Genomic DNA, 14121 nt, shown 5'->3' with positions numbered 1-14121 from the left:
GGGCGATGTCGAACTCCCGCGCCGAGGCCGCCTACCTGCGCTCCCTCGGCGCCTTCCGGACACCGACCCTCGATCTCCTGCACGGCCGCTACGCCCCGTTCGTCGTCGCCGCCCTGTCGCTCGTGTTCACGGTCGACCGGCAGGCGGTGGCCGTGGCCGACGCGCACGCCGAGGTGGGGGAGCTGCTCGAGGAGCTGCGCTCGGCCGGGTACGACGAGGGCGAGCGCGCGCTGCCGAGCGGCACGGCGCGCGAGGTGTGCCGCTACTGGGTCCGCGTCGGCTGGCTCGTGCCGCAGATCGAGGGCGAGGCCGAGGTCTACCGGATGAGCGCCCACGCCGTGAGCGCCCTCGAGATCACCGGGCGCACCGGAGGCGGACGCACGCGCGTCTCGAACTCGCGGGTGCGCACCCTGCTGGAGGCGGTCGAGCGGCTGGCAGCGGACGTCGAGCCCGACCCGGAGGCGCGGCTCTCACGGCTCCGCGAGGAGCGGGCCCGCCTGGACGCGGAGATCGCCGCGCTCGAGGAGGGCGCCGGTCTCGAGCCGGCCGACGACGAGCAGCTCCTCGAGGAGGCGGAGAACGTGGTGCATCTGGCCCGCGAGCTGCCGGCCGACTTCGCGCGGGTGGCGGAGTCGATCAAGGCGATGCAGCGCGACGTGGTCGCGGACCTGCGCCGCGACGTCCGCCCGACCGGCGAGGTGCTGCGGGAGTACTTGGAGCGCGGGCAGCACGTGATGCAGGCCACCAGCGAGGGCCGTGCGTTCGCCGGGGCGCTGCGCCTCCTGGGCGACCCCGAGCGGATCGACGCGCTCGCCGACCAGCTCCACACCGTGCTCGTGCAGCCCTTCTCGCGCCTGATGGACCCGGCGCAGCGCGCCGAGCTCAGCGCGATCGGACGCCGGGTGGAGCTGGGGGTGCAGGAGGTGCTGACCGCGCAGCGCCGCGCCTCCCACGTCATCACGGGTCAGGTCCGCACCCACGATCCGGCTCGCGACCGCCAGGTGGACGAGCTGCTGCGCGAGGTGATGGCGGGGCTCCAGGAGTGGACGGGCGGGATCTCGCCGGATGCGCCGGTCGCGCCGCTGCGGCACCTGCCCGTCGCCGGGATCGGCCACCTGCGGCAGACGCTCGGCGATGTGCGCCCTGCCGGAGGGCCGGCGCCGCTGGCCGGAGACGACGGCGACGCGGAGTTCGTCGGCGACGACAGCCGGGCCTGGGGCGGTCCCCGCTATGCGGAGCTGGAGGCGTACGTCGCGCGGCTCGGCGACGAGTTCGATCTGGCGGACGCCTTCAGCGCGGCTCCGGAGGACACACGACGGCCCGTCGACCTGCTCGGGCTGCTGGAGATCGCGCACCGGACGGGCCTCGTCGACCGCGAGGGCTACTCCGTCGTCAGCGCCCGCCGACCCGACGGGACCGTGCGCCGCTTCGCCTTCGGATCCGTGACCGCCCGCACCCAGGAGGAGACCGACGATGAGTGACACCCCGGCGACCGACGAGCCCGCCGTCGATCCGTTCATCGCGCCCGTGTCGATGGAGGAGGACCCCGACGAGCTCTTCCCCGGCGACCGCGGCGTCCTCGACACCGAGGTGCGCCGCGTGCTCGTGCACGTGCTGCAGCGCCGCTTCCTCCTCGCCGACCGCCATCGCGAGCAGTGGGCCGTGCTCCAGGAGCACCGGCAGCTGATCGAGTCGCGGCTCAACGACCTGTTCGTGCGGCTCGTCGTCGACCACGAGCGCGGAGTCGCGTACAAGCAGCAGGTGCGCTCCGACGAGGTCGAGATGCCGGTGCTGCTGCGCGACCTCCCCTACACCCGCGCCGAGACGCTGGTGCTGGTGCACCTGCGCACGGTTCATCAGCGGGAGTCGGCGGCCGGCGAGCCGTCGGCGCGGGTGGACGTCGAGGAGGTCGAGCAGACGGTGCTCAGCTACTTCGCCGACGCCGAGCGCGACACCGCGCGCCGGCAGCGCATGGTCCGCAAGGCGCTGGAGCGGCTCGGCCGCGACGGCATCGTCGACGAGGAGTCCGCAGGGCGGTACCGGATCAGCCCGATCGTGGAGATCGTGCTGAGCGCGCCGAAGCTGCGGGAGCTGAGCGACTGGCTGCACGGGCGCAGAAGCGAGGAGGCGTCTCCGGCCGGGGGAGCGGCGCTCGCCGAGGAGCCCGGCTCCGTGGATCCGGAGGCGGCGGACGAGGACCTCCCCGACGACGACGTCCTCCCCGACGACGACACCCCCGACCCGGAGGACGACCCCCGATGACGATGCTCGACACCCTCTTCGGCCTGATCCCCGCCGCCTCGCGCGGTCAGCAGTGGCTCGCCGAGGACCTGCAGCTGGTCAACTGGGGCGGCTACGACGGCGCGCACCGGGTCCGCTTCTCGCCCGGCGCCACGCTGCTCTGCGGCGGCTCCGGGTCCGGCAAGTCGACCCTGATGGACGCCTACATCGCCCTGATGATGCCGCACACCACGCCGTTCAACGGCGCTTCCAACGGCGGAGTGACCGGTCGGCCCCGCGGCGAGGATCAGCGCAACATCCTCTCCTACGCCCGCGGGAAGCTCGACGAGTCGCGGACGGAGGAGGGCACGACCATGCGCGTCCTGCGCGGCGACGGAGTCGACACCTGGACCGCCGTCGCGATGACCTGGGTCGACCACGACGGCTCGCGGTTCAGCGCGGTCCGCGCCTGGTACGTCCCGGCCGGTTCCCGCGTGCTCGAGGAGACGGTGCGCGTCCGCGCGAGCGCCGAGGGCCCGATCGACCTGACCGCGCTCGACCGCGCAGCGGCGCACCGCTTCTCCGATGCCTCGCTCCGGGCGGCGGGCCTGGACCCGCTCGCGACGGATCGCGAGTTCTCGGCGCGCCTGCACGCGGTGCTCGGCATCGGAGCGGCGGGAGCCGGATCGAAGGCGATGAGCCTGCTCGCCCGCATCCAGGCGGGTCAGCAGATCACCACCGTCGACGACCTCTACAAGCGGCTCGTGCTCGAGGAGCCCGAGACCCTCGCCTCCGCCGACGCGGTCGTCGCCCACTTCGACGAACTCGAGAGCACCCGGCAGCGGATGCTCACCGCCCGTCAGCAGGTCGCGGCACTCGAGCCGCTGCGGGGCCTGCGCCTGCGCATCGCCGCGTCCGCGGAGCGCGTGCGCCTCATCGACGCGCTCGGGGAGTTCGACGCCCCGGTGTCGCCGGCGGCCCTGTGGCGGGCGGAGCAGCGCCTCGGCCTGCTGCGCGACGTCGAGGCGGAGCTGCGCGAGCGCACCCGCGCCGTCGACGCCGTGCTCCGAGAGAAGCGGGCGCTCGCCGAGGCGGCGGAGTCGGAGCGGGACGGCCTCGCCGAGGTGCTGCGGGCCTCCGGCGGCGACCGCCTCGAGACGGCCCAGCGAGAGCTCCGCGAGGTGGAGCGGCGGCTCGAGACGGTGCGCGACAGCAGGATGCGGCTCGACGAGGATCTGCGGGCCCTGGGTGAGGAGGAGACCACCCGCGAGGGCTTCGAGAGGGCTCTCGCACGCGCTTCCGACGTCACGAGCGCCGCCGCGACGAAGCGCGACGCCCGAGCGGCCTACGCGGAGGCGACGACGGAGCACACGGCGGCGGTCCGCGCTCTCGTCGACCTCGACGCGGAGCACCGCGCGGCCTCCCAGCATCAGGACAGCATCCCGAGGCCGCTGCACGAGGCGCGGGAGATCATCGCCCGTGCGGCGGACCTCCCGGTCGACGACCTGCCCTTCGTGGGAGAGCTCGTCGAGGTGCGGAGCGAGTTCGAGCCGTGGCGGGACGCGTTCGGCCTCGCTCTCGGCGGCTTCGCGACGACGCTCCTGCTCGATGTCGCCCATCTCGACCGCTTCCGCTCCGCCGTCGATGCGGTGCGCCTTCCGATCCGCCTCCGCTACGAGGGCGTGCAGACAGGTCTCGAGGAGGTGCGCGGCCTCGATCCGTCGACACTGCCCGGCCGTCTGGACTACCGCTCCACGCCCTTCACCGGGTGGCTGCAGGACCGCCTCGAAGACCGTTTCGGCTTCGTCTGCGTCGACAGCGCCGGCGACCTCGGCCGGCACCGGCTGGCACTCGCTCTCTCAGGGCAGCTCTCTCAGGGCCAGCGCGGAGCGCACGGCGGCCACGGCGCGGCGAACGTCCTGGGCTTCTCGAACTCGCGCAGGCTGCGCGAGCTGAGTGCCCTCGTCGAGACGGCTCGCGCACGCAGCGCGGCGGCGACAGAGGCGTCCCGAGTCGCGGAGGAGGCACTCGACGCTGTCGAAGACCGCCTCGTCCGCTTCGCCCGCATCGCCGGACTGTCCTGGGACCAGGTCGACGTCGATTCCCTTGTCGCCGAGCAGGAGCGCTGGACCTCGGTGCTCGAGGAGGTGGCGGAGGTGAATCCCGAGTTGGCGCGGCTGCAGGAGCAGATGGACGGGCTGCGCGGCCGCCTCGAGCGCCTCCGCCAGGAGATCGCCCGCGCCGGGGTGGAGCGCGAGCGGATCGAGGCGGAGTGGGCCGTCGTGGTCGACGACGTCGACGCGAGCCAGGGGGTTCTCGATGCGGCGGAGCGCGCCGGACGGGAGCTCGACGACGACCAGCGCGCCTTCCTCGACGCCCGGTTCACGCTGACCGAGGCCGCGGCGTCCGGCAGCGCCTCGGACGTCCTGGTCCGCTTCGACGCCGCGCTGGCCACGGCGGCGCAGCGTCTCGCGGAGGACCGCCGCTCCGCAGCCGAGGCGCACGAGCAGCAGCGGGAGAGCGCCGGCCGGATCATGGCAGGCTTCCTCGACCGCTGGCCGAACCCCAATCTCCTCGTCGACCCGGAGGCGTCCGCGGGCGACTTCGAGCGCCTGCTCGACGCTCTCGAGACCAGCGGCCTGCACCGGCTCGAGACCGAGTGGCGCGACAGCCTGCTCGCTCTCTCCGGCAACGACCTCACGAGCTTCGACTCCACGCTCGGCCGCTCGCTGCGGGAGATCCGCGAGCGGATCGAGCCGATCAACGTGATCATGCAGGATCTGCCGTTCTACGACGACGGTCACCGCCTGCAGATCACCACGCGCGAGAACCAGTCGGAGGTGCGCCGCCGGTTCCGCCGCGAGCTCCGGGACGTGCGCGCCCAGATCCAGGCGGTGTCCACGGAGGAGGAGCGCGAGCAGGTCTACCGGCGGATGTCCCGACTCATCCAGCGGCTGCGGCGCACCGCGCCCGATTTCGGCGACCTCGTCGACGTCCGCAACCACGTCCGTGTCAGCGCCGAGCGCGTGGACGCCGTCACCCGAGCGCACGTGGCGCTGTACGACCACATCGGCGAGAAGTCCGGCGGGGAGTCGCAGGAGCTGATCGCCTTCATCGTCGGAGCTGCGCTGCGCTACCAGCTCGGCGACGCGGGAGCCGATCGCCCGCGGTACGCCCCGGTCTTCATGGACGAAGCGCTGATCAAGGCCGACGCCCACTTCACCAAGCGGGCGATCGGCGCGTGGCGCGGTCTCGGCTTCCAGCTCGTGATCGGTGCCCCGAACGACAAGTACAGCGCGATCGAGCCGCACGTCGAGGTGGAGTACGACATCCTCAAAGACACGCGCGGACGCTCCTGGGCCAGGCCGAAGGTGGGCCTGGGAGAGAGGTGACCGATGCCGAGTCTGACCACTCCTGACGGTGCGATGAAGAGCGTGGCCGCCGCGCTTCGGAAGACCTGGGCTGACAGAGTACTCGCCGATCTCGACGGCGCGGAACCCGATCCGATCTCCGTGGGCCTTCGTCCGGGAGTGACGTCGCCGTCGCACGTCGCCGAGGTGGGCTTCGGACCCTGGAGTTCATGGTTGCGGCTGTGGGACGGCTTCAACCTGGGCGACGTCAGCGGCATCAGCTGTATCCGGTCCTCCATCAACGTCCAAGGCGTCGCGGTCGATGCTCCTCTCCAGTTGATCGTCGACTCGCTCGAGACCGCCTTCGCGGTTCTGCAGCAGGAGAAGGCGGGCGGACCGCTCGCGTTCGTGGAGAGGGGTCGTCTGGCCGCGATCTCGTTGCGCACGTCAGGAGCGATCCTCACGCCGAGGGTCCTGGAGCGCATTGCAATGTTCGCTGATCCTGACATCGATGTCCTCGTGGAAGCCGTCGCCTGGCTTCGCGGTCACTCGGACCTGAGCGGGTGGACGAGTCGTCAGCTTCCTCTGCCCGGGGCGCACTCGAAGTGGCTCGTCAAGCATCTTCGCCTTCTGGACGTGCTGACAGGACGCGACCTCGGAACCGAACTGCGACCGCGTCTCGCCGTCCTCCATCTGACTTACGTGGACCCGCAGTATCTCGAGAGCGGCCGACGTCGACACGATTCGTGGACGACGGGCGATCTGCACTCCCTTCCGTACGAACCGCGCGTCGTCGTCGTGGTGGAGAATCGAGACTGCAGGCTGTGGTTCCCGGATCTGCCCGGCGCGCTCGTCATCGAGGGGGGTGGGAGCGCCGCCGCCTCCCTTCTGGCCGACGTCGACTGGCTCAGGGACGTCGAGCACGTTGTCTACTGGGGCGACATCGACAGTCGCGGGTTCTCCATCCTCGCCGACCTCCGCTCGGCTCTCGCCGAGCACGGTGTCCCGGTCCGGTCGATCCTCATGGACGGCGACGCCGCCCGACGGTTCGCATCTCGTGGAGTGAAGCACGACCCTCACGGAACACCGCTCCGTGCGTCGCGCACTCGGCCGAGAGGCTTGACCGAGCACGAGAGAGAGGCCTATTCGGTGGTCGCGACCTCAGGACCGGCGCCCTTCAGACGGATCGAGCAGGAGAGGATCCCGCTCGAGGACGCCTGCCGAGAAGTCCTTCGCGCTATCGGGGAGTCGAACTGACAGGGCCTGCACGCTCGGCGCCTGTCCCTACTTCCCGATCTTCGCGTGGCTGCGCGAGTAGGCGAAGTAGATCACGAAGCCCACGGCCAGCCAGATCAGGAAGCGCAGCCAGGTCTCGATCGAGAGGTTGAGCATCAGGTAGGTGCAGATCAGGGCCGAGAGCAGCGGGAGCCACGGGTTCAGCGGGACCCGGAAGCCGCGCTTCAGGTCGGGCCGCTTGCGGCGCAGCACCACGACGCCGACCGAGACCAGGACGAACGCCGAGAGCGTGCCGATGTTGACCATCTCCTCGAGCACGCCGATCGGGGTGAGCCCGGCGAGCAGGGCGACGACGATCGTCACCACCACGGAGGTGAACCACGGCGTCCGCAGGCGCGGGTGGACGGTGGCCAGGCGCCGCGGGAGGAGTCCGTCGCGCGCCATCGCGAAGATGATGCGCGTCGCTCCGATCAGCAGCGTCAGCACGACGGTGGTCAGACCGGCGACGGCGCCGGCCGAGATGACCGTCGCCATCCAGGTCTGCCCGTGGTACGCGAACGCGTTGGCGAGCGCGGCGGACGGGTCGAGCTCGCGGTAGGGGACCATGCCGGTCACGACGAGGGCGACGGCGCAGTAGAGGACCGTGCAGATGATCAGCGAGGCGATGATGCCGATGGGCAGGTCGCGCTGGGGCCGGCGGGTCTCTTCCGCGGTCGTCGCCACGACGTCGAACCCGATGTAGGCGAAGAACACCAGGGAGGCGCCGGCGATGATGCCGCCGACCCCGAACGTGGCCGGCTCGATGCCCGAGAGGAACTGGAGCAGCGGCTGGGTCAGCCCGGATGCGGACTGCGAGGGCTCGGCGGCGGGGACGAACGGCGTGTAGTTGGCGGTGTTCACGAACTGCAGGCCCGCGATGATGACGAACAGGACGATGAACAGCTTGATCGCGACGAGCACCAGGTTCACGCGCAGCGACTCCTTGATGCCGAAGGTCATCAGCGCGCCGAGCACGAGGACGAGCAGGATCGCCGGCACGTCGACCACGCCGCCGTAGGTGAGCGCCGGTGGGAGCGTCACTCCCAGCTGCTGCAGCAGCGACCCGAGGTAGGCGCTCCACCCCTGCGCGACCACGCTCGCTCCGAGGAACAGCTCGAGGATCAGGTCCCAGCCGATGATCCAGGCGAAGAGCTCGCCGAGGGAGGCGTAGGAGAAGGTGTAGGCGGAGCCCGACACCGGGACCGTGGAGGCGAACTCGGCGTAGCACATGGCCGCGAGGGCGCAGGCGAAGGCGGCCACGACGAAGCTCAGGACGATCGCCGGCCCGGCGATGTCGTGGGCGGCGCGGCCGGTGAGGGTGAAGATGCCGGCGCCGATGACGACTCCGACGCCGAAGACCGTGAGATCGAGCGCGGTCAGCGACTTCTTGAGCTTGTACTCGGGCTCATCGGTGTCGGCGATCGACTGCTCGACGGACTTGGTGCGGAGGAGGCTCACGGTGGTTCTCTCTGTGGGCTGCGGGTGGAGGCGCGAGGGCCACTGGGGAGGATAGCGGGGCGGGCGCCTCTGCCGCGCCCGCCGATCCGGGAGTACGCTTCCGCGCCATGAGCAGGATCTTCTCCATGGCGTTCGCCGACGTGCATCCCCTCCACGTGGCGAAGGCGGAGCGCAAGGGCCGGACGAGGGAGGAGGTCGACGAGGCGGTGCGCTGGCTCACCGGCTTCTCGGACGAGGAGCTGACCCGGCACCTCGACAGCAGGACGACCTTCGAGGAGTTCTTCGCGGCGGCGCGCCTGCCTCCGGAGGCCTCAGCCATCACGGGGGTGATCTGCGGTGTGCGGGTCGAGACGATCGAGGATCCGCTGATGCAGCGCGTCCGGTACCTCGACAAGCTGATCGACGAGATCGCGAAGGGGCGGCCGATGGCGAAGGTGCTGCGAGCGCCCGCGACCGGCTGAGCCGACAGCCCCGGGCGCTCCTCCACAGGTGCCGATCCGCTCCGGTCATCCCCGGTCCGGGCCTGCGGGATCCTGCTGTGCCCGCCACGCGAGCAGGGTGTCGGACATGACATCCACACAGCGAACCCCTGCTCCTCCCTCCCGCCGCCGCGATCCCGAAGTCCTGCGGGCGAGCGCGATCCAGGACCTCCTGGCGGCTGTCCCCTCCATCATCGGCATCCGGCCGGAGGAGTCCGTCGTGGTGGTGCCGTTCCTCGGCACGCGCGCCGGGGGAGGCTTCCGGATCCCGCTCCCGGAGGCACTGCGCGGGAGGGAGGCCGAGGCGCTGGCGGGCGGCTGCGCGGCCGTGATGGAGACGATGCCGCGGGCCACCGGTGTGCTGGTGGTGGTCTGCACCCGTGCGGGCTACGCGGAAGAGCGGGGGATCCCGCATCTCGACCTCGGTCGCGCGGTGCTCCGGTGCCTGGAGCGCACGCGCCTGGACATCGTCGCCGTGGCCTGCATCGCCGCCGACGGATGGGGGCGCTACACGGACGCCGAGGAGTGCCGCAGGCCACGTCCGCTCCTCGAGATCGAGCGGAGCGAGACCGGCGTCCTCGCCCGAGCGGTGGCCGACGAGCCTCTGGACATCGACGCGCTCTCGGTGCTGCCGCCGGTCGCCGAGGCCGATCGCACGCTCGTCGCGGAGGTGCTCCGCCGGCCGCCCCTGGTCGACGACACGGAGCGGCTCGTCGAGCGCTGGCTCAGCGGGCCGCGGGACGTCCGCCGCGAAGGACTGATCGTGCGTACCCTGCAGTCGCCGCCCCTCCGCGACCGGGTGACCGTGCAGATCGCGCGGAACGCGCAGGCGGGGGTCGGTGTGCCACCCGTCGCGGTCGGCGAGGCCCGCGCCGGAACGGACGACGACCACGACCTCGAGCTGTCGGCCCTGCTGCTCGGCAGCGGGCGCGCTCCCGAGCGCGCCCGTCTGGCGCGGGCGACCGGACTCCTCGCCCGTGCTGCCGCGCTGGCGCCGGAGGAGGCGCGCTCCTCCGTGCTCACCGTGCTCGCCTGGTGCTGGTGGGCGAGGGGAGTCTCGAGCCTCGCCGGGCTCCATCTCGACGAGGCGCTGCGGCTCGACCCCGACGACTCGATGGCTCGGCTCTACGCCTCGCTGTTCGCGGCCCGTCCCCTGCCGGACTGGGTGCTCGCCGCCGCTGCGGAGGCCCTCGACGCCGCCGGCGCCTGAGGTCGGGCGCCGGGGCGACGCGCTCGCCCGCAGACCTGTCGCCCTTGCGCCGGGGGAGGGTCGGCCCTAATGTGCAACCACATGGTTGTACGAACGGACGCCGACATCGACCTGCTCTTCCGGGCGCTGGCCGACAGCACCCGACGCGACATCGTCGCCCGGGTGCTGGTCGGCGAGCAGTCCGTCTCCGCACTCGCGGCGCGCTACGAGATGTCGTTCGCGGCGGTGCAGAAGCACGTGGCCGTCCTCGAGCGGGCGGCACTCGTCCGCAAGCGGAGGAGGGGGCGGGAGCAGCTGGTGCAGGGCGAGGTCGCCGCAGTGCGGCGGGCGTCGCGCCTGCTCGACACGTACGAGCAGCTGTGGGCGGGGAGGATCGACCGCATGTCGGACCTCCTCGACGAGGAGTGACACCCGCGAGCCGGCCGGCGCGCGGGACCTGCTGGAGGGAGAGGCGCGATGAGCGTGCTGCAGTCCGTGAAGGACATCGAGGAACTGACCCTGACCGTGACCGCCGAGTTCGACGCCGGGATCGAGCGCGTCTGGCTCCTCTGGACGGACCCCCGCCGCCTCGAGCGCTGGTGGGGGCCGCCGACCTGGCCGGCGACCTTCGAGCGGCACGAGCCGGTCGAGGGCGGGCGGAGCGCCTACGTCATGACCGGACCGGACGGCGAGCAGGCACGCGGTTGGTGGCGCGTGACCCGGGTGGAGGAGCCGACGCGGTTCGAGTTCGAGGACGGCTTCGCCGACGAGCGGGGCGACCCGGTCGACGCGCTGGGCGTCACCCGAGCCGCGGTCACCCTCGACGAGATCGAGCAGGGGCGCACGCGGATGGTCCTCAGCAGCCGATTCGAGTCGGTCGAGCAGCTCGAGCAGATGGTCCAGATGGGCATGGAGGAGGGGCTCCGCCAGGCGATGGGCCAGATCGACGCGATCCTGCTCGAGGGCTGAGACGGCGCCGTCGCGCCGGAGGCATCGGCGCTCGCCGCGCCGAGCCTCTGGGCGGAGGTGCCGCCCGCGCTACTGCTCGGGATCGGTGAGGGCGGCGGCGTAGGCGCGGACGGAGCGCTGGTAGCGGGGGAGTCCCGGGGCCAGCGCCTCCAGCGTGATCCGCAGGGCCTCGTCGACGCGCCCGGCGCTGTGCAGAGCGAGCGCGAGGAACACCTCCCGCGCGGAGCCGACCGCGGGGTGCGCAGCGGCGCCGGCGAGGAGATCGATCGCCTCGTCGGTGCGGCCGAGGTTCCGGAGCGTCGAGGCGTACTGGATCGTCACCCGTGCCCGCCGCTCGTCGTCGAGGCCGGCGGCGAGGGCGCGCTCGTACTCGACCGCCGCCTCCGCCTCGTGTCCCGCGCTGTCGAGGGCACCGCCCAGCTCGAAAGCGGCGACTCCGTCGTGTCCCGGGTAGCGGGCTGCGAGGACGCGCATCCGCTCGACGACACCGTCCGGGTCGTCCTGGGCGTCGAGGCGTTCGACCGCCGCGAGCCAGAGGGCGAGCGCGTCGGTCTCGGGACGGTCGGGGTCGGAGGCGCGTGTCTCGGTCACGCCTCCGACGCTACCGCGCCCGCGCAGTGCGGCGGAGCGGGGCTACGAGGCGGTCGAGTCGGAGCCGTCGTCGTCCGCCCCGTCCTGGTCGGAGCCGGAGGGGCCCGCTCCGACCGGAGCGGCGCGGCGCCCGGCCTCGATCAGGCCGGTCGACGCAGCCGCTCCGCCGATCAGGGCGAACAGCGCCCATCCGGCTCCCCACTTGCGCTTGCCGATCAGGGCGTCGAACGAGAGCGCGCCGGGGCCGTCGGCGACGATCGCGGCCGTCGCCGCGACGAGGACGCCGTTGTACTCCCACCCGCCACCCGCGTTCCACAGGCCGTTGCTCCAGTGCACCTTCCGCACGGCGGTGACCATCGTGGCGATGAGTCCGGCGGCGGCGAGCGGAGTCGCGGCGCCCAGCGCGAGAGCGGCGCCTCCGGCCGTCTCGGTCACGGCGGCGGCGACGGCGTTGCGCCGAGCCGGGTGCATCTCCAGGCTCGACATCATCTGCTCGGTGCCGTCGAGGCCGGGGCCGTCGAACGAGCCCCGCAGCTTCTGCAGACCGTGTCCGACGAAGAGCCCGCCGACGGCGAGACGGAGAACGAGTGAGCCGACCTTCATGGTGACCTCCGGGGTGGGGTGGGGACGTGTAGTGCGAGGGTCCCGGCTGCGCCGCGCCCGGTCAAGGGGTCGCGCCCGGTGAGCGGGCCGCTCGGGAGGGGTGCGCGCTCGGGGAGAGCTCAGAGCAGCGTGTAGGCGGAGGCGTCCATCATCACGGTGCCGTCGGTGCAGACCTGCAGCTCGGCGGGAGCGCGGACCGCGCCGTCCTCCGCGTCGAGGACCTCGGCGACGAGGTACGCGGAGGTCCCGACCGTGCAGCCGTAGGCGCCGGGGGAGTGCCAGGCGACCCGGACGTCCGCCTGGGCGCCCGGTACGAGGATCACGGGAGCGTCGGGGTTCGGGCCGGAGGCGTCGGCGACCGCGCTGATGCGGTTCCCACCGGCGTCGGTCGCGTAGACGCCGGGGATGCCCGCGAGAGCGCAGTCCGAGGAGGAGGTGCTGGTGAGCACGAGGTCGAAGGCGCTGTTCCCGGCACCCGACGCGTCGGGGTCGGGCCGGTACTCCATCGTCAGGTCGGAGCCGGTGCAGCGCGCTGCCGTCGGATCCACGGAGGGAGAGCCGGTCGAGGAGGGCTCGGGAGTCGCCGTGACCGTCACCGTCACGGTCGGGATCGGAGTAGGCGTAGGAGCAGCGGTCGCGGTCGCGGTGCTGGTCGGTGAAGGGAGCGGCGTCCGCGCCGACGGGGCTCCGCCGCTGCCCGCGCAGCCGGAGAGGACGAGGACGAGTGCTGCTGCTGCCAGCGCGGAGGCGCCGGTCCGGCGCGAGAACGTGCTCATGTCCGCAGTCTGCCACCGCCCGGACCGATCGGCCCCATGGATCCGCGCGCCTGCTCCGAGATCCCGGACAGGGAGACGGTCGCGAACGGGGAGGTGTCCCCGGGTGCGGAGGCCGCCTCGCGCGGCGGGCGTGCGGAGGTGCCCCTCCTCGCGCCCGCCGCACCGGTGTCGGCGCTAGACGCGGACGACCATCTTGCCGGTGTTGCCGCCCCGCATCATCGACAGGAACGCGTCCACGGCGTGGTCGATGCCGTCGACGACGGTCTCGTCGTAGGCGATCTCGCCGTCGGCGAACCAGCCGGCCATCAGCCGGTTGAACTCCGGCGCGTGGTCGAGGTAGCCGGACAGCGTGAAGCCGCGCAGAGTGAGACCGCGGGTGATGATGTTCGCCATGTTGTCGGGGCCCGGCGTCTTCTCGGTGCTGTTGTAGCCGGCGATCGCGCCGCAGAGAGCCGCGCGGCCGCCGTCGCGGAAGGCGTCGAGCGCCGCCTCGAGGTGGTCGCCGCCGACGTTGTCGAAGTACACGTCGATCCCGTCGGGCGCGGCCTCGGCCAGCTGCTCGCGGACCGGGCCGGAGTGGTAGTCGAAGGCGGCGTCGTAGCCGTACTTCTCCGTCAGCAGGGCGACCTTCTCGGCCGAGCCCGCGGATCCGACGACCCGCTCGGCTCCGAGGAGGCGCGCGATCTGGCCGGCGGCCGAGCCGACGGCTCCCGCGGCGCCCGAGACGAAGACGGTGTCGCCCTCCTTCATGCCCGCGATGGCGGTGAGCCCGACGTACGCGGTGAGACCGGTCATCCCGAGGATGCCGAGGCGGAGCGAGAGCGGCACTCCGGGGATCTCGGGGACGACGCGGAACTGCGACGACTCGGCCTGCACGACGTCTCGCCAGCCGAGCTGGTGCAGGACCGCGCTGCCGACGGGGAACGCGGGATCGTCGGAGACGGTCACCCGGCCGACGGCGCCGCCGGTCATGGTCTCGCCGAGGGCGAAGGGCGGGGTGTAGCTCTTCACGTCGTTCATGCGGCCGCGCATGTAGGGGTCGACCGAGAGGAAGGCGTTCTCGACGCGGATCTCGCCCGCGGCCGGGTCGCCGTACTCGACGGTCGCGGTCCGGAAGTCCTCGGCGACGGGCCAGCCGTCGGGGCGGCGGACGAGCTGGATCTGGGTGCTGGTGACGGTGCTCATGGGGCCTTTCGTGGTGGTGGAGCGGA

The 14121-nt window shown here is 72.4% G+C and carries 13 protein-coding genes; 8 read left to right on the top strand and 5 right to left on the bottom strand.

All coding sequences use genetic code 11. The features are described from left to right. Positions 1 to 5 precede the first annotated feature (5 nt). The 4 genes from C5C24_RS04620 to C5C24_RS04605 are packed head-to-tail and all read left to right on the top strand — an operon-like array spanning position 6 to position 6827. Positions 6 to 1481, top strand: coding sequence for a DUF3375 domain-containing protein (locus C5C24_RS04620; protein ID WP_104277600.1), 1476 nt, complete (start codon positions 6 to 8; stop codon positions 1479 to 1481). Next, entirely contained in the window at positions 1474 to 2262 is a 789-nt protein-coding gene (locus C5C24_RS04615; RefSeq protein WP_104304414.1) for a DUF4194 domain-containing protein, read from the top strand. The genes C5C24_RS04620 and C5C24_RS04615 overlap by 8 nt, the downstream gene beginning before the upstream one ends. Next, positions 2259 to 5612: an ATP-binding protein gene (locus C5C24_RS04610; RefSeq protein WP_104304413.1), complete on the top strand. Its 3354-nt coding sequence runs from the start codon at positions 2259 to 2261 to the stop codon at positions 5610 to 5612. The genes C5C24_RS04615 and C5C24_RS04610 overlap by 4 nt, the downstream gene beginning before the upstream one ends. A gap of 3 nt (positions 5613 to 5615) precedes the next feature. Continuing rightward, positions 5616 to 6827, top strand: a complete 1212-nt coding sequence (locus C5C24_RS04605; protein ID WP_104304412.1) for a DUF3322 and DUF2220 domain-containing protein — start codon at positions 5616 to 5618, stop codon at positions 6825 to 6827. Positions 6828 to 6854: 27 nt separating this feature from the next. Here C5C24_RS04605 and C5C24_RS04600 read toward each other — a convergent pair whose 3' ends face one another. Beyond that, the gene (locus C5C24_RS04600) at positions 6855 to 8303 is read right to left on the bottom strand and encodes an amino acid permease (protein WP_104277596.1); all 1449 of its coding nucleotides are present in this window, start codon (positions 8301 to 8303) and stop codon (positions 6855 to 6857) included. A gap of 107 nt (positions 8304 to 8410) precedes the next feature. Between C5C24_RS04600 and C5C24_RS04595 the strand changes: the two genes are divergently transcribed. The 4 genes from C5C24_RS04595 to C5C24_RS04580 all read left to right on the top strand — a co-directional run bounded on the left by C5C24_RS04595 (position 8411) and on the right by C5C24_RS04580 (position 10940). Further along, a complete protein-coding gene (locus tag C5C24_RS04595; RefSeq protein WP_104304411.1) occupies positions 8411 to 8764 on the top strand; it encodes a DUF2200 domain-containing protein in 354 nt (117 codons plus the stop codon). 106 nt (positions 8765 to 8870) lie between these two features. Further along, positions 8871 to 9992 carry a DUF4192 family protein gene (locus tag C5C24_RS04590; protein ID WP_146082516.1) on the top strand — a complete coding sequence of 374 codons (1122 nt, stop codon included), beginning with the start codon at positions 8871 to 8873 and terminating at the stop codon, positions 9990 to 9992. Positions 9993 to 10073: 81 nt separating this feature from the next. Beyond that, positions 10074 to 10400: a metalloregulator ArsR/SmtB family transcription factor gene (locus C5C24_RS04585; protein WP_104281246.1), complete on the top strand. Its 327-nt coding sequence runs from the start codon at positions 10074 to 10076 to the stop codon at positions 10398 to 10400. Positions 10401 to 10448: 48 nt separating this feature from the next. Continuing rightward, complete coding sequence (locus C5C24_RS04580) at positions 10449 to 10940, top strand: SRPBCC domain-containing protein (RefSeq protein ID WP_104277593.1); 492 nt, start codon at positions 10449 to 10451, stop codon at positions 10938 to 10940. Between the two features lie 69 nt (positions 10941 to 11009). On the opposite strand, the gene C5C24_RS04575 is transcribed toward C5C24_RS04580, so the two are convergent. From C5C24_RS04575 to C5C24_RS04560, 4 genes are all read right to left on the bottom strand, one after another. Beyond that, positions 11010 to 11531 carry a tetratricopeptide repeat protein gene (locus C5C24_RS04575; RefSeq protein WP_258065046.1) on the bottom strand — a complete coding sequence of 174 codons (522 nt, stop codon included), beginning with the start codon at positions 11529 to 11531 and terminating at the stop codon, positions 11010 to 11012. A 42-nt stretch (positions 11532 to 11573) separates the two neighbouring features. Next, positions 11574 to 12134 carry a DoxX family protein gene (locus C5C24_RS04570; protein ID WP_104304409.1) on the bottom strand — a complete coding sequence of 187 codons (561 nt, stop codon included), beginning with the start codon at positions 12132 to 12134 and terminating at the stop codon, positions 11574 to 11576. Between the two features lie 119 nt (positions 12135 to 12253). Continuing rightward, complete coding sequence (locus C5C24_RS04565) at positions 12254 to 12910, bottom strand: DUF4232 domain-containing protein (RefSeq protein ID WP_104304408.1); 657 nt, start codon at positions 12908 to 12910, stop codon at positions 12254 to 12256. Positions 12911 to 13084: 174 nt separating this feature from the next. Then, complete coding sequence (locus C5C24_RS04560) at positions 13085 to 14095, bottom strand: NADP-dependent oxidoreductase (RefSeq protein ID WP_104222542.1); 1011 nt, start codon at positions 14093 to 14095, stop codon at positions 13085 to 13087. Between the last annotated feature and the right edge of the window lie 26 nt (positions 14096 to 14121).

The sequence above is a fragment of the Rathayibacter sp. AY2B3 genome (genome assembly GCF_002931755.1).
In the GTDB taxonomy this organism is placed as follows: domain Bacteria; phylum Actinomycetota; class Actinomycetes; order Actinomycetales; family Microbacteriaceae; genus Rathayibacter.
This window is presented reverse-complemented; position numbering and strand designations above follow the sequence as displayed.

What these genes read in the sequence shown, in the direction of transcription:
- C5C24_RS04610 (WP_104304413.1), top strand. Translation starts at nt 2,259, where the DNA reads ATGACGATGCTCGACACCCTCTTCGGCCTGATCCCCGCCGCCTCGCGC.
- C5C24_RS04560 (WP_104222542.1), bottom strand. Translation starts at nt 14,095, where the DNA reads ATGAGCACCGTCACCAGCACCCAGATCCAGCTCGTCCGCCGCCCCGAC.
- C5C24_RS04620 (WP_104277600.1), top strand. Translation starts at nt 6, where the DNA reads ATGTCGAACTCCCGCGCCGAGGCCGCCTACCTGCGCTCCCTCGGCGCC.
- C5C24_RS04615 (WP_104304414.1), top strand. Translation starts at nt 1,474, where the DNA reads ATGAGTGACACCCCGGCGACCGACGAGCCCGCCGTCGATCCGTTCATC.
- C5C24_RS04590 (WP_146082516.1), top strand. Translation starts at nt 8,871, where the DNA reads ATGACATCCACACAGCGAACCCCTGCTCCTCCCTCCCGCCGCCGCGAT.
- C5C24_RS04580 (WP_104277593.1), top strand. Translation starts at nt 10,449, where the DNA reads ATGAGCGTGCTGCAGTCCGTGAAGGACATCGAGGAACTGACCCTGACC.
- C5C24_RS04595 (WP_104304411.1), top strand. Translation starts at nt 8,411, where the DNA reads ATGAGCAGGATCTTCTCCATGGCGTTCGCCGACGTGCATCCCCTCCAC.
- C5C24_RS04570 (WP_104304409.1), bottom strand. Translation starts at nt 12,134, where the DNA reads ATGAAGGTCGGCTCACTCGTTCTCCGTCTCGCCGTCGGCGGGCTCTTC.
- C5C24_RS04605 (WP_104304412.1), top strand. Translation starts at nt 5,616, where the DNA reads ATGCCGAGTCTGACCACTCCTGACGGTGCGATGAAGAGCGTGGCCGCC.
- C5C24_RS04565 (WP_104304408.1), bottom strand. Translation starts at nt 12,910, where the DNA reads ATGAGCACGTTCTCGCGCCGGACCGGCGCCTCCGCGCTGGCAGCAGCA.
- C5C24_RS04585 (WP_104281246.1), top strand. Translation starts at nt 10,074, where the DNA reads ATGGTTGTACGAACGGACGCCGACATCGACCTGCTCTTCCGGGCGCTG.